The sequence below is a fragment of the Priestia sp. AB genome, from assembly GCF_028369225.1.
Classification (GTDB): domain Bacteria; phylum Bacillota; class Bacilli; order Bacillales; family Bacillaceae_H; genus Priestia; species Priestia megaterium.
This window is the reverse complement of sequence record NZ_JAQMYN010000001.1, coordinates 399,722-420,900: the sequence shown is the minus strand read 5'-3', so window position 1 is coordinate 420,900 and position 21,179 is coordinate 399,722. Positions and strand designations below refer to the sequence as shown.

Annotated in this window: 23 protein-coding genes, 2 pseudogenes and 1 riboswitch; of the genes and pseudogenes, 5 read left to right on the top strand and 20 right to left on the bottom strand. The window is 38.7% G+C overall.

Going from position 1 to position 21,179, the window contains the following annotated elements:
- Nucleotides 1–21 precede the first annotated feature (21 nt).
- The 5 genes from POF52_RS02160 to POF52_RS02140 form a co-directional block, all read right to left on the bottom strand.
- Nucleotides 22–303 (bottom strand): YqhV family protein, encoded by a 282-nt coding sequence (locus tag POF52_RS02160; protein WP_013059154.1) that lies wholly within the window; start codon nucleotides 301–303, stop codon nucleotides 22–24.
- 138 nt (nucleotides 304–441) lie between these two features.
- Nucleotides 442–999, bottom strand: coding sequence for an elongation factor P (efp, locus tag POF52_RS02155; RefSeq protein ID WP_013059155.1), 558 nt, complete (start codon nucleotides 997–999; stop codon nucleotides 442–444).
- A 19-nt stretch (nucleotides 1,000–1,018) separates the two neighbouring features.
- Nucleotides 1,019–2,077 carry a M24 family metallopeptidase gene (locus POF52_RS02150; RefSeq protein ID WP_016765546.1) on the bottom strand — a complete coding sequence of 353 codons (1,059 nt, stop codon included), beginning with the start codon at nucleotides 2,075–2,077 and terminating at the stop codon, nucleotides 1,019–1,021.
- 1 nt (nucleotide 2,078) lies between these two features.
- A complete protein-coding gene (gene aroQ, locus POF52_RS02145; RefSeq protein WP_013059157.1) occupies nucleotides 2,079–2,516 on the bottom strand; it encodes a type II 3-dehydroquinate dehydratase in 438 nt (145 codons plus the stop codon).
- Between the two features lie 121 nt (nucleotides 2,517–2,637).
- Nucleotides 2,638–3,174, bottom strand: a complete 537-nt coding sequence (locus tag POF52_RS02140) for a YqhR family membrane protein (RefSeq protein WP_016765547.1) — start codon at nucleotides 3,172–3,174, stop codon at nucleotides 2,638–2,640.
- A gap of 313 nt (nucleotides 3,175–3,487) precedes the next feature.
- Between POF52_RS02140 and POF52_RS02135 the strand changes: the two genes are divergently transcribed.
- Together POF52_RS02135 and POF52_RS02130 are read left to right on the top strand one after the other, a co-directional pair.
- Nucleotides 3,488–4,444 (top strand): DUF1385 domain-containing protein, encoded by a 957-nt coding sequence (locus POF52_RS02135; RefSeq protein WP_013085002.1) that lies wholly within the window; start codon nucleotides 3,488–3,490, stop codon nucleotides 4,442–4,444.
- A 48-nt stretch (nucleotides 4,445–4,492) separates the two neighbouring features.
- Entirely contained in the window at nucleotides 4,493–4,891 is a 399-nt protein-coding gene (locus POF52_RS02130) for an SA1362 family protein (protein ID WP_013059160.1), read from the top strand.
- A 30-nt stretch (nucleotides 4,892–4,921) separates the two neighbouring features.
- Here the strand turns inward: POF52_RS02130 and POF52_RS02125 are convergent, their stop codons facing one another.
- The 6 genes and pseudogenes from POF52_RS02125 to POF52_RS02100 form a co-directional block, all read right to left on the bottom strand.
- Complete coding sequence (locus POF52_RS02125) at nucleotides 4,922–5,803, bottom strand: patatin-like phospholipase family protein (RefSeq protein ID WP_176583469.1); 882 nt, start codon at nucleotides 5,801–5,803, stop codon at nucleotides 4,922–4,924.
- Nucleotides 5,804–5,905: 102 nt separating this feature from the next.
- The gene (mntR, locus tag POF52_RS02120; RefSeq protein ID WP_013085004.1) at nucleotides 5,906–6,337 is read right to left on the bottom strand and encodes a transcriptional regulator MntR; all 432 of its coding nucleotides are present in this window, start codon (nucleotides 6,335–6,337) and stop codon (nucleotides 5,906–5,908) included.
- Nucleotides 6,338–6,621: 284 nt separating this feature from the next.
- A pseudogene (locus POF52_RS02115) lies at nucleotides 6,622–8,400 on the bottom strand (vitamin B12-dependent ribonucleotide reductase); the annotation flags it as partial.
- Nucleotides 8,401–8,463: 63 nt separating this feature from the next.
- Nucleotides 8,464–9,339 carry an LAGLIDADG family homing endonuclease gene (locus tag POF52_RS02110; protein WP_271989462.1) on the bottom strand — a complete coding sequence of 292 codons (876 nt, stop codon included), beginning with the start codon at nucleotides 9,337–9,339 and terminating at the stop codon, nucleotides 8,464–8,466.
- 218 nt (nucleotides 9,340–9,557) lie between these two features.
- Nucleotides 9,558–10,346: pseudogene (locus POF52_RS02105) on the bottom strand (ribonucleotide reductase N-terminal alpha domain-containing protein); the annotation flags it as partial.
- Nucleotides 10,347–10,657: 311 nt separating this feature from the next.
- Nucleotides 10,658–11,491, bottom strand: coding sequence for a lipoate--protein ligase family protein (locus POF52_RS02100; protein ID WP_013085005.1), 834 nt, complete (start codon nucleotides 11,489–11,491; stop codon nucleotides 10,658–10,660).
- 230 nt (nucleotides 11,492–11,721) lie between these two features.
- Here POF52_RS02100 and POF52_RS02095 point away from each other — a divergent pair, with 230 nt between their 5' ends.
- Nucleotides 11,722–12,105, top strand: coding sequence for a rhodanese-like domain-containing protein (locus tag POF52_RS02095; RefSeq protein WP_013085006.1), 384 nt, complete (start codon nucleotides 11,722–11,724; stop codon nucleotides 12,103–12,105).
- Nucleotides 12,106–12,150: 45 nt separating this feature from the next.
- Here POF52_RS02095 and gcvPB read toward each other — a convergent pair whose 3' ends face one another.
- From gcvPB to gcvT, 3 genes are read right to left on the bottom strand one after another with little or no spacing between them, the layout of a single operon-like run.
- The gene (gcvPB, locus tag POF52_RS02090) at nucleotides 12,151–13,629 is read right to left on the bottom strand and encodes an aminomethyl-transferring glycine dehydrogenase subunit GcvPB (protein WP_013059165.1); all 1,479 of its coding nucleotides are present in this window, start codon (nucleotides 13,627–13,629) and stop codon (nucleotides 12,151–12,153) included.
- Complete coding sequence (gene gcvPA, locus POF52_RS02085) at nucleotides 13,622–14,968, bottom strand: aminomethyl-transferring glycine dehydrogenase subunit GcvPA (RefSeq protein ID WP_271989459.1); 1,347 nt, start codon at nucleotides 14,966–14,968, stop codon at nucleotides 13,622–13,624. The genes gcvPB and gcvPA overlap by 8 nt, the downstream gene beginning before the upstream one ends.
- Before the next feature lie 20 nt (nucleotides 14,969–14,988).
- Entirely contained in the window at nucleotides 14,989–16,089 is a 1,101-nt protein-coding gene (gene gcvT, locus POF52_RS02080; RefSeq protein ID WP_271989457.1) for a glycine cleavage system aminomethyltransferase GcvT, read from the bottom strand.
- 212 nt (nucleotides 16,090–16,301) lie between these two features.
- Nucleotides 16,302–16,394, bottom strand: a riboswitch (glycine riboswitch).
- 180 nt (nucleotides 16,395–16,574) lie between these two features.
- Here gcvT and POF52_RS02075 point away from each other — a divergent pair.
- Together POF52_RS02075 and POF52_RS02070 are read left to right on the top strand one after the other, a co-directional pair.
- Entirely contained in the window at nucleotides 16,575–18,248 is a 1,674-nt protein-coding gene (locus POF52_RS02075) for a DEAD/DEAH box helicase (RefSeq protein WP_013085010.1), read from the top strand.
- Nucleotides 18,235–19,059: a YqhG family protein gene (locus POF52_RS02070; protein ID WP_013085011.1), complete on the top strand. Its 825-nt coding sequence runs from the start codon at nucleotides 18,235–18,237 to the stop codon at nucleotides 19,057–19,059. The genes POF52_RS02075 and POF52_RS02070 overlap by 14 nt, the downstream gene beginning before the upstream one ends.
- 23 nt (nucleotides 19,060–19,082) lie before the next feature.
- On the opposite strand, the gene POF52_RS02065 is transcribed toward POF52_RS02070, so the two are convergent.
- Genes POF52_RS02065 through comGC form a run of 6 tightly spaced genes read right to left on the bottom strand, consistent with a single transcriptional unit; the run spans nucleotide 19,083 to nucleotide 21,167 of the window.
- Complete coding sequence (locus POF52_RS02065; protein ID WP_013059170.1) at nucleotides 19,083–19,268, bottom strand: YqzE family protein; 186 nt, start codon at nucleotides 19,266–19,268, stop codon at nucleotides 19,083–19,085.
- Nucleotides 19,269–19,311: 43 nt separating this feature from the next.
- Complete coding sequence (gene comGG / locus POF52_RS02060) at nucleotides 19,312–19,686, bottom strand: competence type IV pilus minor pilin ComGG (RefSeq protein WP_042452721.1); 375 nt, start codon at nucleotides 19,684–19,686, stop codon at nucleotides 19,312–19,314.
- On the bottom strand, nucleotides 19,676–20,113 hold the full coding sequence (gene comGF / locus POF52_RS02055; protein ID WP_013085013.1) for a competence type IV pilus minor pilin ComGF: 438 nt from the start codon (nucleotides 20,111–20,113) through the stop codon (nucleotides 19,676–19,678). Before comGF ends, comGG begins: the two co-directional genes overlap by 11 nt.
- A complete protein-coding gene (locus POF52_RS02050; protein WP_271989452.1) occupies nucleotides 20,110–20,448 on the bottom strand; it encodes a type II secretion system protein in 339 nt (112 codons plus the stop codon). Before POF52_RS02050 ends, comGF begins: the two co-directional genes overlap by 4 nt.
- Nucleotides 20,432–20,914, bottom strand: a complete 483-nt coding sequence (gene comGD / locus POF52_RS02045; RefSeq protein WP_271989449.1) for a competence type IV pilus minor pilin ComGD — start codon at nucleotides 20,912–20,914, stop codon at nucleotides 20,432–20,434. The genes POF52_RS02050 and comGD overlap by 17 nt, the downstream gene beginning before the upstream one ends.
- Nucleotides 20,856–21,167, bottom strand: coding sequence for a competence type IV pilus major pilin ComGC (comGC, locus tag POF52_RS02040; protein WP_013085016.1), 312 nt, complete (start codon nucleotides 21,165–21,167; stop codon nucleotides 20,856–20,858). Before comGC ends, comGD begins: the two co-directional genes overlap by 59 nt.
- Between the last annotated feature and the right edge of the window lie 12 nt (nucleotides 21,168–21,179).

The window sequence follows — 21,179 nt, the reverse complement described above, 5'->3', positions numbered from 1 at the left end:
TGACCATTTTATGCCTACCTTTTATTTAAAAACACCGATTAAAATGAAGAGCACTCCTACTACAATCATGATTAATTTCCCAAAAGATAATTGATCGGCTACGGACACTAAACCTATGGTAAAAGAACTCACCATTACAATCGGACCAACAAGCGCTAACATTCCATTAATCATTAACGCTTTTTTCACATCATTGTTTGTGACAATTAAAATAGCGGCAATAAACTCAATAAATGAAGAAATAAATCGAAGGCACGCCATCGTTAATACCGTACCGTTTAAATGATCCAACCACTGCTTCATAAGCCCCTCCTATACCTCTGCGTTGTTTAGTACAACCTATGCAAAATAAGGAAGAGTTAGCACAAAAAAACACACAAAAAAGGCAGAGAATCATTCTCTGCCTTTTTTGTGTGTTTGCAGCTTGCTTACACGACCGAATTACGCGCGTGATACGTAGCTGCTGTCTGTTGTGTTGATAATTAATACGTCGCCTTCGTTTACGAAGAACGGAACGTTTACTGTTAAGCCAGTTTCCACAGTTGCCGGTTTTGTACCGCCAGAAGCTGTGTCACCTTTAATACCAGGTTCAGTTTCTGTTACTTTAAGCTCAACTGTATTTGGAAGTTCAACACCTAATGTCTCACCTTGGTACATCATAATTGCTACTTCCATATTTTCTTTTAAGAATTTTAGTTCATATTCAATTGCACTTGCCGGAAGCTCTAATTGCTCATAAGACTGGTTGTCCATGAATACGTGCTGATCGCCGCTTGCATATAGATATTGCATTTTACGATTATCAATTTGAGCTTTTCCTACCTTTTCACCTGCACGGAACGTTTTTTCTTGCACAGCTCCTGTACGAAGGTTACGTAGTTTTGAGCGAACGAATGCAGCGCCTTTACCAGGCTTTACGTGTTGGAAATCCATTACACGCCAAATACCTCCGTCTACTTCTACTGTCAAACCTGTACGAAAATCATTTACTGAAATCATGAAGAAATCCTCCTACATTTTATAAAATAATGAACTCTTTTGATGAGTGCGATAATGCCTCATTACCTTCTGCTGTGACGATCGTATCATCTTCAATACGAACGCCCCCTAAGTCTGGTATGTAAATACCTGGTTCAACGGTTACAATCATACCTGGCTGCAGTACATCTGTAGATTTCACAGAAAGTGATGGGCCTTCATGTACTTCTAACCCTACGCCGTGACCGGTCGAATGTCCAAAATACTGGCCGTATCCGTGTTCTGTAATATAATCACGCGTTAGCGCATCTGCTTCTTTACCCGTCATACCTGCTTTGATGCCGCTCATTCCGTTAAGCTGCGCTTGCAGTACGACATTATAAATTTCTTTTAGCTTATCACTTACTTCACCAACCGCAAATGTTCTTGTGATATCTGAACAGTAACCATTATAGTATGCGCCAAAATCAAGCGTTACAAGTTCGCCTTTTTCAATGACTTTGTCAGAAGCAACACCATGGGGTAAAGCCCCGCGATGCCCTGAAGCAACAATTGTATCAAAAGATGAAGATGTTGCGCCTTGTTTTCTCATAAAGAACTCCAGTTCATTAGATACTTGAAGCTCTGTTAAACCAGGACGAACAAAGGTTAAAATATGTTCATATGCTGCATCTGCTATTTTTGCAGCTTCCTTTAATATCTTAATCTCTGAGTCACTCTTTATCAAGCGTAAGTTTTCGATTGCGTGCGAGATTGGAACAAGTTCCGCGCCGATATGCTTATCAAATAATTGATGTTGTCCATATGTAACATAATTCTGTTCAAAACCAAGCTTTTTAATTCCAAATTGTTTCACTACATTCGCTACTTCTTCTACAATAGGACCCTTGTGCTGAACAATATCAAAACCTTCTGTTTGACTAGTTGCTTGTTCAACATAACGAAAATCTGTTACAAATGCCGCTTTGTCTTCAGAAATAATAACGACACCAGCAGATCCTGTGAAATTGGTCATATAGCGTCTGTTATATTCACTTGTAATTACAACACCGTCCACATTTAACTTTGAAAACTGTTCGCGTAGTTTTTCGATTTTCATTTTATTTCCCCCTTAATTGTAAAAGTGCCTGCAGGGCAAGCTCGTATCCATATAAACCTAACCCGACAATTTGACCATGTGTAACAGGTGCCGTCACCGAATGGTGGCGAAACTCTTCACGCTTATGTACGTTCGAAATATGCACTTCAATAACAGGAACAGATATACTAGCAATCGCATCTCGAATGGCATAACTGTAGTGAGTAAAAGCACCAGGATTGATCATAATCCCATCAAATTTCTCATCCGCTTCATGAATCCAGTCGATAATTACCCCTTCGTGATTAGACTGTACGCATTCAACTTCTACCCCATGGTCTCTGCCTGCTCGCTGAAGCTTCTCTTCAAGATTTTGAAGATTATCTGTCCCATATACCGCCGGTTCGCGTACGCCTAAACGATTTAAATTAGGACCGTTTATTACTAAAATCTTATTCATCTTACTTCAACACTCTCCCCTACTACGAACCCTTTATGCAGCTCACTCATGTGAGTTTGCACTTTATTTTTCTTTTTAAATCATTATATAGAATATATTAGCATACGTTGGAACATTCACACTACTTATTCGCCGTTTGAAAATCTGTAGATTCATCTTTTGTTTGAAGCTCTGCCGCTTCAAAAGAAATGGAATATCCGATGAATACACCATATAAAATATAAATACAGAGGGATGAAATAATCGTGTTAGCTGGAAGCTCTCCAATTGTTTTTAAGTTGGGAAAGAGCGGATTCAAAACAACGAATACAATTGCCCACCATAATAAGCCGTAAGCAAAACCTATCCAAATTGTTTTAAACTTCTTTAATAGGACGTAGTATAACAACCCGACAACAATAGATAATACCCCTATAAGAAAAATACTGACGATAACACCTATTCCTTTGTCCTTCCAATCACCTAATGCCCAAGGATCTAAAAGCATATTTGGATTGATAACGCTAAAGCTAAACAGATAATTTAAATAGCCAATAAAGCTCCAGAAAATCCCTCCAAAAAAGGAAATAAAGATGGCTTTAAATAAAAAAGACATTTCCTGTTTATGCGTAGGGTGGTTATCCTGTTTTTTTTCATGCTGTTCTTTAGGTTCTGACATATTAATCACCTCTTGATGTAGTATGAACTTTTTTCTCATTTCCTACTGACTCATTTCTAAGTTTTTACGTTTATTACTCTTCCTATACGCAAGAAGGGAGCCTGATATCAAAGAGACATTTTAAAACTACTTGGCACAGAGTTTCATAAACAAATTTTATAAGTTAAAGGAAAAAAATTCATAACAAGGGTGTGGAGATGAAAAATATTGGCTAAACTAGATAACATGCATCCGCCTAGAGGTTTATTTGATTTTGCTGTAGAATATAAAATACTAAGAAGTCTAGTCTAGTTAAGTTAGGTTGGTGCCTGAAATGTCTAAATTACAAAAACCTGCGTATGGTGGTCAAGCCGTTATAGAAGGCGTCATGTTCGGTGGCAAACGTATGATGGTGACGGCTATTCGCCGCAAAGATCAATCTATTGATTATTTTCATTCAAAAAGAAAATCAAATTCCGTACTCACTGCTTTAAAAAAAATTCCTTTTTTACGAGGAATTGCTGCTATTGTTGAAGCCAGTGCAAACGGTACGCAGCACTTGAACTTTTCCTCTGAACGCTATGACGTGAATCCAGAAGATGATGCTCAAGTAGCAGAAGAACAACAAAAAGAGAAAAAAGAATCAAAACTATCTTTAATATTTGGCGTTGCAACTATTGGTGTAATATCCTTTCTTTTCGGGAAAGTACTATTTACATTGATTCCTGTGTTTTTAGCACAATTGACACGTCCTGTTTTCACTTCAAGTGTAGCTCAGGTTTTTATTGAAGGAGTATTTAAACTATTATTGCTCCTTGGCTATATTTATGTGATTTCACAAACGCCACTTATTAAACGGGTGTTTCAATATCATGGAGCAGAACACAAGGTCATTAATGCATATGAAAACAATGCTGAACTTACGGTAGAAGCCGTGCAAGCACAATCTCGACTTCATTATCGCTGCGGAAGTAGCTTTATCCTCTTTACCGTAGTTGTAGGAATGTTTGTCTACCTACTCGTTCCAACGGATCCTCTTTGGTTACGAATTGTGGATCGCCTTGCATTAATCCCAGTTGTCCTTGGTTTATCATTTGAAGTGTTACAGTTAACCAATAAAGTTCGTCATGTCCCTCTTCTTCGCTTTTTAGGTTATCCCGGTTTATGGCTTCAGCTTTTAACAACCAAAGAACCAAAAGATGATCAAGTTGAAGTTGCGATTGCTTCATTTAAAGAACTTTTACGCGTTGAAAATGAACTTTCTTCTACCACTGACGAACAAGTTGTCTAATCCACACCGTTTTGCTTTCTTTTTTTACTATTTTAGGAGGTGAACAAAATGAGACGTCCATTCGTGAAACCACTTGTATATGGTCTAATCGGGTTAGGAGTCATTGGCTTTGCATTTACGTTGATTACAGATCCAGCTGTTTTATTACGTCAAGCAGGTTATATTTTTCTGTTTATCATTTTGTTTTACTTAGTTTATCGGTTTATTCTCCGCCCTTCTCAGACAAAAGGTCAAGATAGAGGCTATGTGCGCGCAGTAAAACAATCAAAACTGCGTCAAAAAGAAAAAGAGCGAGGAAGCAACAAAGTTGATATGCATACGTACCGAAGCTCAAATAAGCGCCCGGTATCCAAATCAACGAAACCGCTAAAGAAAAAGAAAAACAACTCACACTTGACCGTCATCGAAGGTAAAAAAGGAAAAAAGAAAAATAGAGCATTCTTTTAAAAAAACAAGGAGAAAAGCCTCCTTGTTTTTTTAATAGCACCATTTTTTCAAAAATGCCCTTGTACGCTTTTTTCCAAACGCAATCAGCTCTTCCTTCCGTTCTTCTGTGAGGGTAAATTCTGTCGCAAAAACTTGATTAACAGGTAAAAAGATAATATTTTTTTCGTGACGTTTTGAAATATGTCTTGCATCGTGCGCATCTTTCATCGTCTCAAAAAGCGCGCTGAATAAACCAACGGCATTTTTAATTTTATTCCGTTCCCTTTCTTCGTCCTTCGGGCTCAGCTTCACACCAATTACCGGTCGCTTCTTAAGACTTTTATCATCATCAAACAGAAAAATTGGAAAGTTGCTTAACACGCCCCCGTCGACTATTAAACTGCTTGGGGTAGATTTTAATTTAACCGGCTCAAAAAAATATGGAATGCTGCAGCTCATTCGAACGGCTCTTGCTACAGAAAAGCGATTCGGGTCGATTTGATATTTAGGCAAATCATCCGGAAGAACAAGCATCGTACTGTTGGTCAAATCTGACGCAATAATACGCAGCGACTGATCAGGCAAATCAGCAAATGTACGAATTCCTCTGCTCCGCAATTTCTCAGCAATCCACTTTTCCAGCATTTCTCCTTTATACAATCCCATTTTCCAATATAAAAACAGCCACTTTGTCAAGCTTGATGGTAAAAAAGACATTCTTTGATCTAAAAAAGACGATAACTCAATTTCATTCATCATTTCAACAATTTCTTCACTTGTATAACCGGCTGCTACAAATGCACAAATAATGGAACCCGCACTCGTTCCAGCTAACCGCCGAAAGATCAAGCCTTTTTCTTCTAGAGCTTGTAAAGCGCCAATCAGTGCAAGCCCTTTAATACCGCCACCTGAAAACACTCCGTCGACGTACACAGCCTCTCCTCCAAACTACCCACTCTACATTTGTAGTCGACTCAGCAACAAGTTATGATAAAAAGAAAAAAAGCAGTGACGCTATTGGCCGCTGCTTTTTTCTTATAATTTCTGCTCTTCTTCATTTCGTTTTTGTACATTGCGAAGATCTTGAATACGGTTATGATTTTCTTCAAAGTATTGAACCAAATCTCCAATTCGATCAATGGAATTCCAGCTTAAATGATGTTCAATTCCTTCTACGTCATCATAAATATTTTTCTCATCTACGCCAATGATGCGCAGCAGCTGCTCTAAAAGCTCGTGGCGATAAACAAGACGCTTTCCAATCTTCTGCCCCTTAGCTGTTAAAACAAGGCCTCGATATTTTTCATAAATTAAGTACTCATCTTTGTCTAGCTTTTGAACCATCTTCGTTACAGATGAGGGGTGAACCGCCAATGCATCAGCAATATCAGACACTCGAGCGTATCCTTTATCTTCAATTAGCATATATATTTGTTCAATATAATCTTCCATACTCGGTGTAGGCATGAAATCTCCCCCAATTAATATTATGTATTGCTAATAATAAGTCATAAATGTCTGTTTCTTAGAGTGATATCGTGTTCATGTTTGATAATCTATGTGAAAAAAACGTGTAAATAAAGCGATGTCATAAGATAAAACTGGATAAAAGACATTCAATTAAAATCATACTACAATGCTTATTCAAATACAAGAACCGTTTGATCTCGCTTCTTATTTATGCCCCATTTTTATACATAATAAAAGCTGACTCGTTTGAGTCAGCTTTTACTAGTCAATCATGTTCAAAATTAAAGGCCGCATTTCAGCTGTGCACCACAGTTTGTACATGTGTTGCATCCGCCCATTTCTTCTACCGTTCCTTGACGGCAAACCGGACAAGTATTACCTACTTCAGAACCGATTGTTACATCAGTTGAACGAATTTCATTAATTGTATCAACTAACACAACGTGCGGTTTCGTTTCTTCTTTTGGCGCTTCAATTTCTTCATCAAACGTATTTTCTTCTGCTTTTAGCGTTAAGACTTGTGCATCACGGCTGCCGTCTACGTACACCGTACCGCCTTTTGCTCCGCCTTTATACAGACGCTCGTACACTTTTTGAACTTGCTCTACTGTGTAACCGCGAGGAGCGTTTACTGTTTTACTAATTGAACTGTCAATCCAGCGCTGAATCACACATTGCACATCCGCGTGAGCTTGTGGTGCAAGTTCCATAGCTGAAATGAACCATTCAGGAAGGTTGTTTGGATCTGCTTCTGGATGCTGATCTAAATACTCTTGAACGATATCAGCTTTTACTTCAATAAATTTACCTAAACGGCCGCTTCGGAAGTATGAGAATGAGAAATAAGGTTCAAGACCCGTTGATACTCCAACCATTGTTCCAGTACTGCCTGTTGGCGCTACTGTTAATAAATGAGAGTTTCGGATACCGTTCTCTTTAATGTTTTCACGAATATCTTCAGGCATTTTTTTCATGAAGCCTGTATTTGTGAATGCTTCACGTAAAGAAGCCGTTTCAGCATCTGTTTCGCCCACTAAGAACGGGAAGCTTCCTTTTTCTTTTCCAAGCTCTACAGACGCGCGGTAAGCCGTCGTTGCAATTGTTTCAAACACTTTATCTACTAACTCATTGCCTTTGTCAGAGCCGTACTCTGTTTCACAATAAATAAGAAGATCGTGAAGACCCATTACACCAAGGCCAACGCGGCGTTCGCCAAGCGCTTGCTTTTGGTTTTCTTCTAAGAAATAAGGAGTTGCATCAATAACGTTATCTTGCATTCTAACGCCTGTTTCAACCGTTTGACGTAATTTTTCAAAGTTAACAGTTTTCGTTTCTTTATCTGCCATTTGCGCTAGGTTAACAGCAGCTAAGTTGCAGACAGAGAATGGTGCAAGTGGTTGTTCACCACATGGATTTGTTGCAACAACGTGCTGACCATATGCTTGAGCATTTGTCATATCATTAGCATTGTCAAAGAAGAAAATGCCTGGTTCAGCTGAGTACGTTGCACAAATATTAATTAAGTTCCATAGCTCTTTTGCACGGATAGTACGATACGTACGAACTTTGTTTCCTTGTTTTGCCCATTCGCGCACGTCGCCTACTTCGTGCCAGTTTTCATTGTAGTTAGCCATTTCTTCTTTTGAATAGCTTTCTACGTCTGGGAAGCGAAGTTCGTATTCTCCGTCGTTTTCAACAGCATCCATAAAATCTTTTGTTAAGCATACAGAAATGTTTGCCCCTGTTAAAAACTCTGAGTTATGAACGCTGTACGTTCCGCCTGTTTGCAGCTTTTCTTCTGCATCTTTGATGATTTTTTCACTGAACCCACCAAGACCAGGAATTTGTTTATAGTTAATGATTCCTTGGTACATCGCCTCTTCAGACTCTGTTAGCGGCGTGAACTTCAATTTATCTTGCGCATGTTTTTTAATCATTTCGTCATTTGTGTTTTCAATTAAGAAACGTAAAATGCGAGGGTTTTGCATTTTAGAAATAATAAATTCTACAATGTCAGGATGCCAGTCGGCAAGCATGATCATTTGGGCCCCCAATTTGTTACTCTTCGTTAAGAAGGGTACGGTCATTTCTGCCGTACTCTTACACTTTCATGTAAGATCAGACTATATCATCAAAGAAGAAAATTTCTCATACTTTCGATTCAGTTTAATGGTTCCATGTTTGTATAGTTCTTTTCCAAGTAGTTTAATTTCTTTAATACTGCTAAGGTATAAGTCACAACAGCCCTGTTTTTGTGTAATACAGCTAACATTTACTGCAAATCCCTTTGACTTAAGAAATACTAGGATTTCTTTTAGCATCTTAGAGTTTCCTGTGAAGCCCATTCTCGCTTTTTGATAGCCATTTCTTTCATAAACTCTGATATGACCATCTGCATCAAAGAATCCTCTTAAGTACGCCCATTGTAATTCCTCATTTTCAAAATCTATCCACTTTTCAAAGCCTGTTTTTTTAGGGCCGGCTCCTAGCATTATTAAGTCATTACACATTTTAGTTGAATTGATGGTTAATGAATATTTATTCTGTTCGTTGCTAGCATTTCTTTTTCTGAATTTGATAGCATCTTCTATATTCAATTCTTCACTGATATCCTGTAGTAATTGTTTATCTTGCTCCGCTAGAACTAGGACCAACCTTTTCGATTTCTTTCTGTCGAAAACTGTTCCATCTCCAGTGATGTAACCTACTACATAAGCTTGATTAGGCGTGAGGATACTTTCAAAATAATCTTCATTATATCTATAGATTTTATTTTTTAATTTCCCTGCTTCGCCTGGTGTTCTAACTTCAAAAAAGTGAAGTTCATCATTCCATCTTTTAATTGTGTTTCGTGCTATACCTAACATTTTTGATATATCTACTTGACTATAACCTTGATCATGTAACTTGATAACTGATTTTATGATTTCTTCTTTGTCTCGTGCCCCATAGCGACGTTTCCGTTTGCTATGGTTTACTCCTTCCTTTGCTTCCATCATAACACCTACTTTATTCACTAAAGTTTTATTACATTAGAACTTTTAGGAAGTTTCAATAGTCGTTGAACCTTTATCTTCGTTTCCAAAGACACTTGGCTGCTGATTGCCCAATCTTTCCTCTTTTCTAACCATCACGCTCATCGTTGCCGATCACGTTGTGGTGAAGAAAGCTCTAAGGGTGTTCCAGCAATTCACGAGATTACGTCGCCGGTTTGTTAACGACGCGACCCACCCTGCTCAACAAGATGCGTCAGTTTAGCAATATCATCTAACCATGAAACCGAACCAGATGATTTACCGTTTACACCGCGAGCCAGCGTGTTGCGCGGGCGAAGAGTTGAACCATTCGTTCCAACACCGCCTCCACGGCTCATGATTTCCATTACTTGTTTGCGGTGTTCTGAAATACCTTCACGTGAATCTTTTACATAAGGCATTACATAACAGTTGAAGTACGTTACGTCTGTGTCAGCACCTGCACCGTAAAGAACGCGGCCAGCTGGTACAAAGTTTAGCTGAACAAGCTCTTGATAGAACTTTTCAAACCATTCTTTGCGCTTAGCTTCTGTTTTTTCCACAGAAGCTAAGCCTGTTGCATTACGTTTTGCAATTTGCTCATAGAAGACTTCTAGAGGTTTTTCAATGACATCTAAAGAACGAGTAATTAATCCGTTTTCTGCTTCTTCAGGCGATAAAGCTCCTCTAAACTCATCTTCTACCTTGACAACAGCGGTTTTTTGCTCAAAATTAATGCTTTCCACATAGCCAAGTCCTCGTGCTGGAAATTTTGGATCTTCCTTTACGGTTAGAACAACAAAATCTCCTTCTGATAACGTTAATTTTTCCGTATCTTTAAACGCATAGCGGTCTAACATTACCAATCTTGAAACACCTTTATGAGTCAACTTCATATCCGGTGTAATCGGATGTACTTGCGGAAAGCGTTCAATATCTGAATTGAGCTTTTCAACATTCATATTCACTTTTTGATTTAACAAAACAGTCATTCTCACAACTCCTTACCTATCGAACATCTATAAATTTATTAACTCTATTTCCTTTTAAAGGAAATAGAGTTTTTCAATCAACTATCAATAACTTACCACACGGCTTAGACGAATTCAATATATAGTATTTGACACTTCCCCAAACATCTACATATAGAAGGGTGTCAAGTGAAATATTTTTTTTTTCGTAAAAAAAGTGTTTGACTTTTCTTCTCTACGTATTCTATTAGCCAAGCATTATTTCTAAAAATTCCAATAAAAAGTGCAACTTATAGAAGTTGCACTTTTATCTATTTCTCATCCGCATTCGTTTAGCGCTTAAAGTTCCATTCATCCGATCCGTACTTTGTGCGCGCTAGTTCTTCTACGTATGCTTCCTCTTCTTCAGACAGTGTATACGGTTCTAAATCGATATCAAGAGCAGAAGCAAATCCTTTATAAAACGCTTCTTTGGCTTCTTCGATAGAAATTTTGCGGCCCGCAATTGCATTGATGGCTACCGCTTTAGAACGAAATGCGCGCTGCATTCTTTCTTTCACGCGATCATTTGGATAATTAAACACGCTGAATAATTTATCTTCATCAATCTCTAACAGAATAGAGCCGTGCTGTAGAATAACTCCTTTTTGTCTAGTTTGGGCACTTCCAGCAATTTTGCGGCCCTCTACAACTAGTTCATACCAAGAAGGAGCATCAAAACACACGGATGAACGAGGATTTTTTAAGCTATTTTTTTCTTCTTCTGAACGAGGAATAGCAAAATAAGCCTCGAGCCCTAACGAACGAAATCCTTCCAGTAAACCTTCAGAGATTACGCGATATGCCTCTGTAACTGTCTTAGGCATGTTAGGATACTCTTCAGATACAATTACGCTGTACGTAAGCTCTTCATCATGAAGCACGCCCCTGCCGCCCGTTGGACGTCTCACAAAGCCTAGTCCTAATTCTTTTACTTTATCAAAGTTAATTTCTTTTTCAGCTTTTTGAAAATAACCGATTGACAGCGTTGGAGGGTTCCATCCGTAAAAACGAATCGTAGGTGGAATTTCTCCTTTACTATGCCATTCTAATAACGCTTCATCTAACGCCATATTGTAATAAGGCGAACGGTTGTTGGAATCAATAAATCTCCACTTTGCTTTCATCTACCTCATCCTCAGCTATATGTAATATAAAAAATAAATCCGTTTTTTAGTCTACCAAAAGATTGAGCTAAGGAAAAGCAAAGAGCAACATAAAACTGCGAATTCAAATGTGGTAGTTTTTTCATTTTCGGGAAGAAATCCGCTAGGTTCAAGGCAAAATCGCTTTACTTCTAATTTCATTCACTTATATAATAAGACTATGGATTTTGTCGAAGAAAGGAAGAATCAGCATGTCAGCAATTACAGCAGTACTCATTTTACTTGGAGTAATCATCATATACTCTGTCGTTATGTTCTTTGTCCAACGTCGCATTATGAAAACGTTAACTGAAGAAGAATTCCGCAGCGGCTACCGCAAGGCACAGCTAGTTGATATTCGTGAACCGAATGAATTCGAAAACGGACATATTTTAGGCGCACGAAATATTCCTCTTTCACAGTTCCGTATGCGCATTAAAGAATTTCGTCCAGATCAGCCTGTCTACATCTATTGCCAAAGCGGAATGCGCACAGGGCGCGCAGCACAAATGCTTCGTCGCCACGGTGTTCAAGAAATATATGATTTAAAAGGCGGCTTCAAAATGTGGAACGGTAAAGTGAAAAAGAAAAAATAATGGTATGTATATAGAAAAACCTCGCCTTTGGGCGAGGTTTTTTTGTTAGACGTTTTGAACAGCCTGTTCTTTCTGATAGCGAAGGACTGGCTTTCTCGCTGCGAGCGTTTCGTCAAGGCGCTTCACAACCGTTGTATGCGGAGCTTCCTGTACGACTTCAGGCGTTTCTTCTGCTTCTTTTGCAATTTGAATCATCGCATCGATAAACGCATCTAGCGTTTCTTTCGACTCCGTTTCCGTTGGTTCGATCATCATGCACTCTTCTACGATAAGCGGAAAGTAGATAGTCGGCGGATGATAGCCAAAATCAAGCAGTCGTTTCGCGATATCCAATGTACGTACGCCAAGCTTTTTCTGACGTTTTCCTGATAAAACAAATTCGTGCTTACAGTGACGGTCAAACGGCAGCTCATAGTGCTCTGCTAGACGACGCATCATATAGTTGGCATTTAACACAGCATTTTCCGTTACGGCTTTTAAGCCGTCTGGACCCATTGAACGAATATACGTATAAGCGCGAACGTTGATACCGAAGTTGCCGTAAAACGGCTTTACGCGTCCAATTGACTGAGGACGGTTATAGTCAAAGTGGTAGCCTTGTTCTGTTTTCACAAGCACTGGTTTAGGCAGATACGGAATTAAATCTGCTTTCACCCCTACCGGACCAGAACCAGGACCGCCTCCTCCATGAGGGCCTGTAAACGTTTTATGAAGGTTTAAATGAACAACGTCAAACCCCATATCTCCAGGACGGGCTTTACTTAATACTGCGTTTAAATTTGCACCATCATAATAAAGCTTTCCACCTGCTGCGTGAACAATTTCAGCCATTTCTAAAATATCTTCTTCAAATAACCCTAGCGTATTTGGGTTTGTTAACATTAAAGCGGCTGTATCTTCTCCTACTACGCGGCGTAAATCCTCTAAGTCCACTAAACCATGTTCGTTTGATTTTACCGTTACCGTTTCAAATCCCGCAACTGTTGCCGAAGCCGGGTTCGTTCCGTGAGCTGAGTCTGGAACAATGACTTTTGTTCGCTGCGTCTCACCATTTGCTTCGTGATAGGCACGAATCATCATAAGCCCGGTCCACTCGCCGTGAGCACCTGCTGCTGGCTGAAGTGTTACTTCATCCATTCCTGTAATTTCTGTTAAATGCTCTTGTAAATCATATAAAAGTTCGAGAGCACCTTGAACCGTTTGCTCATCTTGAAGCGGATGAATATGCGCAAACCCAGCAATGCGTGCTGCTTGTTCATTCACTTTTGGATTATATTTCATCGTACATGAACCAAGGGGATAAAACCCTGAGTCCACTCCGTGATTTCGTTTTGAAAGCGCGGTGTAATGACGCATAATATCGAGTTCTGATACTTCAGGAAGCTCAGGAGCTTTGGTACGCACATACGCTTTTCCAAGCAGTTCTTCAGCATTTACTTGCGGCACATCTAACTCTGGCAATGAATAGCCGATTCGCCCTTCTTTACTGCTTTCAAAAATAAGTGATTGATTTTGATTAAGCATGAAGATCCCCCAATTCATTTACAAGTTGATCAATTTCCTCTTTTGTACGGAGCTCTGTAAAAGCAAGCAGCATGTGATTTTCAAGCGCTTGGTTATCACGGCTAAGATCATAACCGCCAATTATTTTTGATGCTAATAAATGATTGTTTGCTTCTGTTACCGAAACCGGAAGCTTCACGACTAATTCGTTAAAAAACGGTCCTTCAAATGCTACATTTACCCCTTTTGCCTTTAATGCTTCATATGCATAATGCGCTTTTGATAAGTTTTGCAGTGCCATTTCTTTTACACCTTGCTTGCCTAAAGCTGTCATGGCAACTGATGCTGCTAAAGCATTTAACGCTTGATTTGAACAAATGTTAGATGTCGCTTTATCGCGGCGTATATGCTGTTCACGCGCTTGAAGGGTTAAAACAAACCCTCGCTTACCGTTTTCATCGACCGTTTGCCCTACTAATCGTCCTGGGATTTTTCGCATAAGCTTAGACGTAGTTGCAAAGTATCCGCAGTGCGGGCCTCCAAATTGACTTGGAATACCAAATGGCTGTGCATCTCCAATGACAATATCAGCTTCGAATTCTCCAGGAGGCGTAAGTAAACCTAATGATAAAGGATTGCTTGAAACCACAAACATGCATTTTTCTTGATGAGTAATTTCTTCAATTTCTTTTAACGGCTCGATTTGTCCGTAGAAATTTGGGTATTGGACAATAACAGCTGCCACGTCACTCCCCATCTCTTTTTCTAATGCAATCATATCTGTTACGCCGTCTGCTGCAGGGATTTCTACCACTTCAATGTATTGACCCTTCGCATACGTTTTTAACACATCTTTTGACTCAGGGTGAACAGTCGCAGAGACAAGTACTTTTTTCTTTTTTGTTTGACCCGCACTTAGCATAGCAGCTTCTGCTAAAGCAGTTCCTCCGTCATACATAGAAGAATTAGCCACGTCCATCCCTGTTAACTCACAAATCATTGTTTGAAATTCAAAGATGGCCTGAAGTTCTCCCTGAGAAATTTCTGGTTGATACGGAGTATAGGCTGTATAAAATTCCGAACGAGAAATAACATGATCAACAATAACCGGCATGTAATGATCGTAAACTCCTGCTCCTAAAAAAGAAGCATAGTCTTTTAAATGAGCATTTTTAGCAGCCATACTATTTAATTCTTTTAACAGCTGAGGCTCTGAAGCCGCTTTTTTAATATTGTATTCTCCTTGAAAACGAACGCGCTGCGGAATATCTGAAAATAAATCATCAACAGATGAAACCCCAATTGCTGCTAACATTTGCTGCTGATCTTGTTCTGTCATTGGTAAATAGCGATGTAACATGTTAAATTCCTCCCCAAAGCTTACTTTGAACGTTTATAAAAAGGTGTTGAAACCACTTTTGCTTTTAAACGTTTTTTTCGAACCTGCACTTCCACTTCTTGACCAAGCTCTGTATACTCTGCTGACAATAGTGCTAGACCGATGTTTTTCTTTAATGTCGGTGACTGTGTACCTGTTGTCACAAATCCAATTTGTTCTTCATCTGCAAATACTTCGTAACCGTGTCTTGGTATACCTTTATCAATCATTTCAATTCCTACCAGCTTACGAGGTGCTCCGCTTTCACGCTGTTCTTTTAACACTTCTTTTCCAATAAAGCTGTCTTTGTTCGTTTTTACTGCAAATCCAATTCGAGCTTCAATGGGCGTAATATCTTTTGAAAGCTCTTGACCATATAAAGCCAAAGTAGCTTCAAAACGAAGCGTATCGCGAGCGCCTAATCCGCAAGGCAACACACCTTCATCACTGCCAGCTTCTAAAATAGCCGTCCACAAGTTAGAGGCGTCAGCTGAAGAACAATAAATTTCAAAGCCATCTTCTCCGGTGTACCCAGTACGTGAAACGAGAGCTTTTACATTCGCTACTTCTACATCATCAGCAAATGTAAACGGCTTTAATAAAGATAAATTTTCGTTCGTTAACGTTTGTAAAACTTTTTCTGCTACAGGACCTTGTAAAGCTAGCTGCGCAGTTTCATCAGATTGATTAACGAGCGTTACATCTCCTTGTTTGTGAGACACCAGCCACTCATAGTCTTTTTGAATATTAGCAGCGTTTACGACTAGCAAATACTCTTGATCTGCTTTTTTATAAATCAGCAAATCATCTACCGTGCCTCCGTCTTCATAACACATAGCCGTATACTGCGCTTTTCCATCTACGAGGGCAGAAACGTCATTTGTCATCGTGTGCTGAAGAAAGGCTAAGCTATCAGCTCCTGTTACAAGAATTTCTCCCATATGAGAGACATCAAAAAGGCCTGCCTTTGTACGTACAGCTTCATGCTCTTCTTTAATAGAAGAAAATTGAACGGGAAGAGCCCATCCTCCAAAATCAATTGTTTTGGCACCATATTTTTGATAGGTATCATAAAGCGGCGTTCTGTTTAATTCTGTTGTCATTTTTATGTCCTCCTCTTTTTCACGTGAAACTTTTCATAACAGGGAGTTTTCAAATAGTGTGGGGATCACTATGTATCCAAACAAAAAAGGACAGAAAACCCCCTACTGTATTTAGTAGGAAGTCTCTGTCCTTTTCACCTGAAAGTTTACCTATAAACGAATAGGTTTGCCTCGTGGGTGGTCTATAAACGCATAGACACTCTCCAGAGCTGCGTCAAACAAGAGTCTTTTTGCCTGAGAGATTCACAATTTTATTGCTTGCTCCTTCGGCGCTACATTCAAGTAGTCTCTCCCCGTGTCGTCATTCGCTTCTATAAAGTTGGTAAAGTTGGGCATACTACTGAAAGATGTATCTATCTTTATTCACACAATCATTTGTAAAGTGCTAATCTATTTTCTTTTTCAAATTTTCTAAATATATTTTTATCCTACCTGATTCTTATCATTTGTTCAATAAAATTTTTTTACAAAGGAGCATTTTTATCATGAAAGTGAAATTAAACATCGATGAAACATGGGAAGCAGCCTTCTCAACTAAATTGGAGCAAGACGGCCCCTGGTCTGCATGGGATTTGTATAAACTTGCCTATGAAATAGAAGACCAAACGCTTATCTCAGAATTTGAAGGACTACAAAGCCCAAAACATCTAGCCGATTTAACGCCGCTTCCTCATCAGCTCGAAGTAGCCAAACAAGTAGTTGAAACAATGAATGGAAAAGCCATTTTAGCAGATGAAGTAGGACTGGGCAAAACGATTGAAGCAGGGTTAATTTTAAAGGAATATATGATTCGCGGACTTGTTAAAAAAGTTCTCATTTTAGTTCCAGCTTCGCTTGTTTCCCAGTGGGCTATGGAATTGAACCAAAAATTTTATATTCCCGCAGTCCCTCAAAGAAAATCATATGTGTGGGATCAGTGTGACATCGTTGTGTCTTCAATTGATACAGCAAAACGTTCTCCTCATCGAGAAATTGTGCTAGAACAAGACTACGACCTCATCATCATTGATGAAGCTCATAAACTTAAAAACAACAAAACAAAAAACTATGAATTTGTGCAAAGTCTAAAAAAGAAATTTTGTCTGTTGCTAACCGCAACACCGATTCAAAATCGAATTGAAGAAATTTTTAACTTAGTCTCTCTTTTAAAGCCTGGTCACCTCGGCAATAAAGACTATTTCGAAGAATTATTTTCCGCTAAAAAACGCTCTTTGCAAAACGATGAACACTTAAAAGAGCTTGTTAACAAAGTTATGATTCGAAATCGCCGCCACGATACGGGTATCGAATGGACGAAGCGAATTGTTCAAACCATTCCTGTTGAATTCTCGCCGAAAGAACGGGAGCTATACGATGCGATTACATCTTTTAAAGGAAACGGACTCCACCCTTCAAGCGCTTTTTCAATTTTAACCCTGCAGCGAGAGGCCTGCAGCAGCCGTGAAGCGGTGTATATGACATTAAAAAACATGCTGGAACGTCAGGAAGATCCAAACAGCGCATTAACAGAACATATGATTACTCCGTTAATGGAACTACTTCAGCAAGTGCCGCAAAATGCAAAAGCAGAAAAAGTGCTAGAACTCGTTCAGAAAATTGATGATAAAGTCATTATTTTTACTGAGTACAGAGCAACTCAACTGTACTTACAGTGGTATTTAAAACAGCATGGAATTACCTCTGTACCTTTTAGAGGAGGATTTAAGCGAGGTAAAAAAGACTGGATGAAGCAGCTTTTTGAAAGTCACGCGCAAGTATTTATTGCCACTGAAGCAGGCGGAGAAGGAATCAATCTTCAGTTTTGTCATCATATTATTAACTATGATCTGCCGTGGAATCCAATGCGTCTAGAACAGCGAATTGGAAGGGTCCATCGTTTAGGTCAAAAACATGATGTTCACATTTACAATTTAGCCATTCAACATACGGTCGAAGAACATATTTTAAAATTGTTATACGAAAAAATAAACCTTTTTGAACGAGTTGTTGGAGAGCTAGATGATATTTTAACAAAGCTTGATTTAAAAAATATCGAAGAGCATATTCAGGATATTTTATTTCATTCACGGAGTGAAGGAGAAATAAAAATCAAAATGGAGAACTTGACGTCTATTATTCAATACGAAGACAGCGAGGAGGACCAGCATGCAGCAAACTGATATTCATCAATTTTTAAAGCGTTATTTTCTAGCTAATAATTGTTCTATTGTTACAGAAACATCTTCTTACCTGACGGTTCAATTAACGATTGAACTCGATAAAGAATTGATGAATCGTCCATTTTATTGGCACTATATTGAAAAGACGGGAGGAGAAGCAACTCCTGCTTCGCTCACTTTCATTACAGATCCAGCATTTGAAGACGATTCCGTTCAAGGAGAACGAATTCATTTCGGTTCACCTAGGCTGCACCAAATTTTCGCTTCTACTCAAAAACTAGGCGGGTTTATTCACTTGTATGAACAAGTTGCATCAGCTCAGCCAACAAATCAGCCTTTACACCCTTGGCTTGCATTAAATATTAAAGTCTCATACAAATGCGATCGTAAAAAAGATGAACTCTTGTCGCTTGGCATTAATTTAATCAATGGACAAATTATTGAATCATTTCATGAATTAATCATTAATCAAGATTTATCATCTAAGATCTCAGACTATTGCTTTACTCTCTCACCTTTTATTAAACCTAAAAGTGCCATCGCACGACTCACATCATATGTGACTGACTATGTTAAAACTCAGCCAACTGAATGGGCTGAAAAAGCGCAGGAGAGATGGTATGAAGACTTAGCGCTTCTTGATCATTTTTACGAAACAGCAGAAGAGCTGCCAGAAATATATATGACCGAAAAAACAGCGCTTCAAGAACTGTACGAGCCGACTATCTTATTTAAATTTATAAACGGTGGCTTATTTTACATATCGCCTGAAACGATGTCTCGTCAATTTAATAAAACACAAGCCGGTTAAAAAAAGATGAGCATATGATATGCTCATCTTTCTTTTTTCTTTCGATACCACAGCATAAACGACAGCGGAATCATTCCAAACCATCTGTTTGCAAAAGGTGCTCGTTCTTCTTTTTTTTGAATTTTTTTCGTTTTCCTCTCTTCTTTTGGCTGATCCATATATTGTACAAATTGCTGAGTCATATATTTTACATAATCATTCGTTTTCATATAATCATCTCCTCAGCACTATTATATCCGGCGAGAAAGAGACTTAATCCGTCCACTTCACAATGTGCTGATCCTTTTTTTGAATATATGCCGTTTCCGTCAATGCTCTTCCTTGCAATGTTTGACATTTTATTTTTAGGATAATCATCTTTTCATCTTCACTTACTACTTCGTATGAAACCGTACCCGTTTCTAATACCAAGGGTGTAGATGGAGATTTATTATGTTCTTGTATTTCTTTTTTTACATGTACAACCGCGTTTTCTAAAAGATGCTGCAGACGATTTTTCTGCTCTACTTCTTGATAAAATGAACTTTTCGTCACAAAATAAGTGGTTTGCTGAGCTACTAACAGAAGAAAAAGCGCACAAAATGCCAAAACAACCGGGAGAATAAACCCTTGCTCATTATGTTTCATAAGCAAGCATCAAAAACGTCGTAATGGTTTCTTCTCTAACTTTGTTAACACCGTCTGTTGAACGAATCAACAGCCTTTCTTTTTGCTGTTCATACATAATATTCTTAATATGCTGCAGCACAACTTCATGACCGCTTTCATCCACTCGTCTTCTTATCTTGTCTTCGTATCGTTCATAAGTGATGATCTGATTATTTTCCATTTTCAACGTAAGAGTAGTCGCCTGAATTCTCACTTCTTTTGCTTCTCGATATTCCATAGCAAGTTGATTCACAAAAATTTCCCACTCCATTTCATTCATACTAAAGTCCGGATTATATGTTTGCTTCGCTAGCGGAATGATAATGGGGAAAAATGAAACAATGATCAAAAAAAGAGTAAAACTGACTAACATCTCTACAAGCGTAAAGCCTTTTTCCCTTTTCACTTCAACATCACATCACACTTCTTTTTCATTTTCTCAGCGGAATCTGTCCATTCTACACAAAGCTTTTGAGCACTTTCTCCGTCCCACTTCAGATAAAACGCAACGTTTTCCTTTACGATTTTTTCTCGCCGTTTATATCCTGCTTCATATTTATATTTCAATAGCTCTTCGTGCAAGATAGCATCAGCTTGATACGAAACATATTGCTTCTTTTCTGCTTCTTTCATCTGAACATACAAAGGAATAATTGTACCGGTTACGAGTAAAAGCATACTAAATGAAACAAGCATTTCTAACAAGGTGTAGCCCTGCTGACCCTTACATATTGTCCACATAAAAACGCCCTCTGCCTATTTGAAAAGTAACTTTATATTTAAATTTTTGATTGCTGATAAAAATGGTCTTCGCTTGAGAAATATTGCCGTTTTTGTTGTATTGTATCGTGGAATTGCCGCTTCCAAACGTGATATGAATGTTGGAGTCATAGGCGCGCTTATAAAGAACGGCACGAGAATCAGAAATAATATATTCTGTTCCCTTCGGTGCGAAGTTAATTTTAATTGGAGATTCTCGGTTCATGGCTGTCTGCTGCACATAAAACGTGTCGCTTTGCAGCTGTCGCAAAAATAATGTGATTTTGTAATATTCCACAAGCGGCCGAATGGCTACGATAATGGAAAACATCATCACTTGCACAATAAATAAAACCATCAGCATCTCAATGAGGGTAAATCCTTTTTGCTTAAGAAGAACCACTAGCCGTAACCTTTCCGGTACCGTCAATTTGAATAGCTTGGCCATTTGGACACACGGTGCCTTCTTTTAAGTAGCCTCCTGCTTCAAGCTCTTCTAGACTTGGTTTTTCGCCATTTTCAAGTTCGTATACTTGTACCTCAGCCTCTACGGTTTTGACAAGAGCTGAGCAGCCTTTGTTGTTAATAACCGTATTATGCTTTAATACATTTGGAATCATGATAAGCAAAAGCACGGTAATAACAAGCATAACAATGAGCATTTCAATGAGGGTAAATCCTTTATTACCTTTTATAATCATATTCTTTCACCT

Bases quoted from the DNA above. Each gene is read 5' to 3' on its own strand.
- POF52_RS02135 (WP_013085002.1), top strand. From the start codon at position 3,488: ATGTCTAAATTACAAAAACCTGCGTATGGTGGTCAAGCCGTTATAGAA.
- POF52_RS02140 (WP_016765547.1), bottom strand. From the start codon at position 3,174: ATGTCAGAACCTAAAGAACAGCATGAAAAAAAACAGGATAACCACCCT.
- POF52_RS02075 (WP_013085010.1), top strand. From the start codon at position 16,575: ATGAAAGTGAAATTAAACATCGATGAAACATGGGAAGCAGCCTTCTCA.
- POF52_RS02095 (WP_013085006.1), top strand. From the start codon at position 11,722: ATGTCAGCAATTACAGCAGTACTCATTTTACTTGGAGTAATCATCATA.
- POF52_RS02050 (WP_271989452.1), bottom strand. From the start codon at position 20,448: ATGTGGACAATATGTAAGGGTCAGCAGGGCTACACCTTGTTAGAAATG.
- POF52_RS02160 (WP_013059154.1), bottom strand. From the start codon at position 303: ATGAAGCAGTGGTTGGATCATTTAAACGGTACGGTATTAACGATGGCG.
- POF52_RS02100 (WP_013085005.1), bottom strand. From the start codon at position 11,491: ATGAAAGCAAAGTGGAGATTTATTGATTCCAACAACCGTTCGCCTTAT.
- POF52_RS02130 (WP_013059160.1), top strand. From the start codon at position 4,493: ATGAGACGTCCATTCGTGAAACCACTTGTATATGGTCTAATCGGGTTA.
- efp (WP_013059155.1), bottom strand. From the start codon at position 999: ATGATTTCAGTAAATGATTTTCGTACAGGTTTGACAGTAGAAGTAGAC.
- POF52_RS02110 (WP_271989462.1), bottom strand. From the start codon at position 9,339: ATGATGGAAGCAAAGGAAGGAGTAAACCATAGCAAACGGAAACGTCGC.
- gcvT (WP_271989457.1), bottom strand. From the start codon at position 16,089: ATGACAACAGAATTAAACAGAACGCCGCTTTATGATACCTATCAAAAA.
- mntR (WP_013085004.1), bottom strand. From the start codon at position 6,337: ATGCCTACACCGAGTATGGAAGATTATATTGAACAAATATATATGCTA.
- gcvPB (WP_013059165.1), bottom strand. From the start codon at position 13,629: ATGCTTAATCAAAATCAATCACTTATTTTTGAAAGCAGTAAAGAAGGG.
- comGG (WP_042452721.1), bottom strand. From the start codon at position 19,686: ATGAAACATAATGAGCAAGGGTTTATTCTCCCGGTTGTTTTGGCATTT.
- POF52_RS02065 (WP_013059170.1), bottom strand. From the start codon at position 19,268: ATGAAAACGAATGATTATGTAAAATATATGACTCAGCAATTTGTACAA.
- aroQ (WP_013059157.1), bottom strand. From the start codon at position 2,516: ATGAATAAGATTTTAGTAATAAACGGTCCTAATTTAAATCGTTTAGGC.
- comGC (WP_013085016.1), bottom strand. From the start codon at position 21,167: ATGATTATAAAAGGTAATAAAGGATTTACCCTCATTGAAATGCTCATT.
- comGD (WP_271989449.1), bottom strand. From the start codon at position 20,914: ATGGCCAAGCTATTCAAATTGACGGTACCGGAAAGGTTACGGCTAGTG.
- POF52_RS02070 (WP_013085011.1), top strand. From the start codon at position 18,235: ATGCAGCAAACTGATATTCATCAATTTTTAAAGCGTTATTTTCTAGCT.
- gcvPA (WP_271989459.1), bottom strand. From the start codon at position 14,968: ATGTTACATCGCTATTTACCAATGACAGAACAAGATCAGCAGCAAATG.
- POF52_RS02150 (WP_016765546.1), bottom strand. From the start codon at position 2,077: ATGAAAATCGAAAAACTACGCGAACAGTTTTCAAAGTTAAATGTGGAC.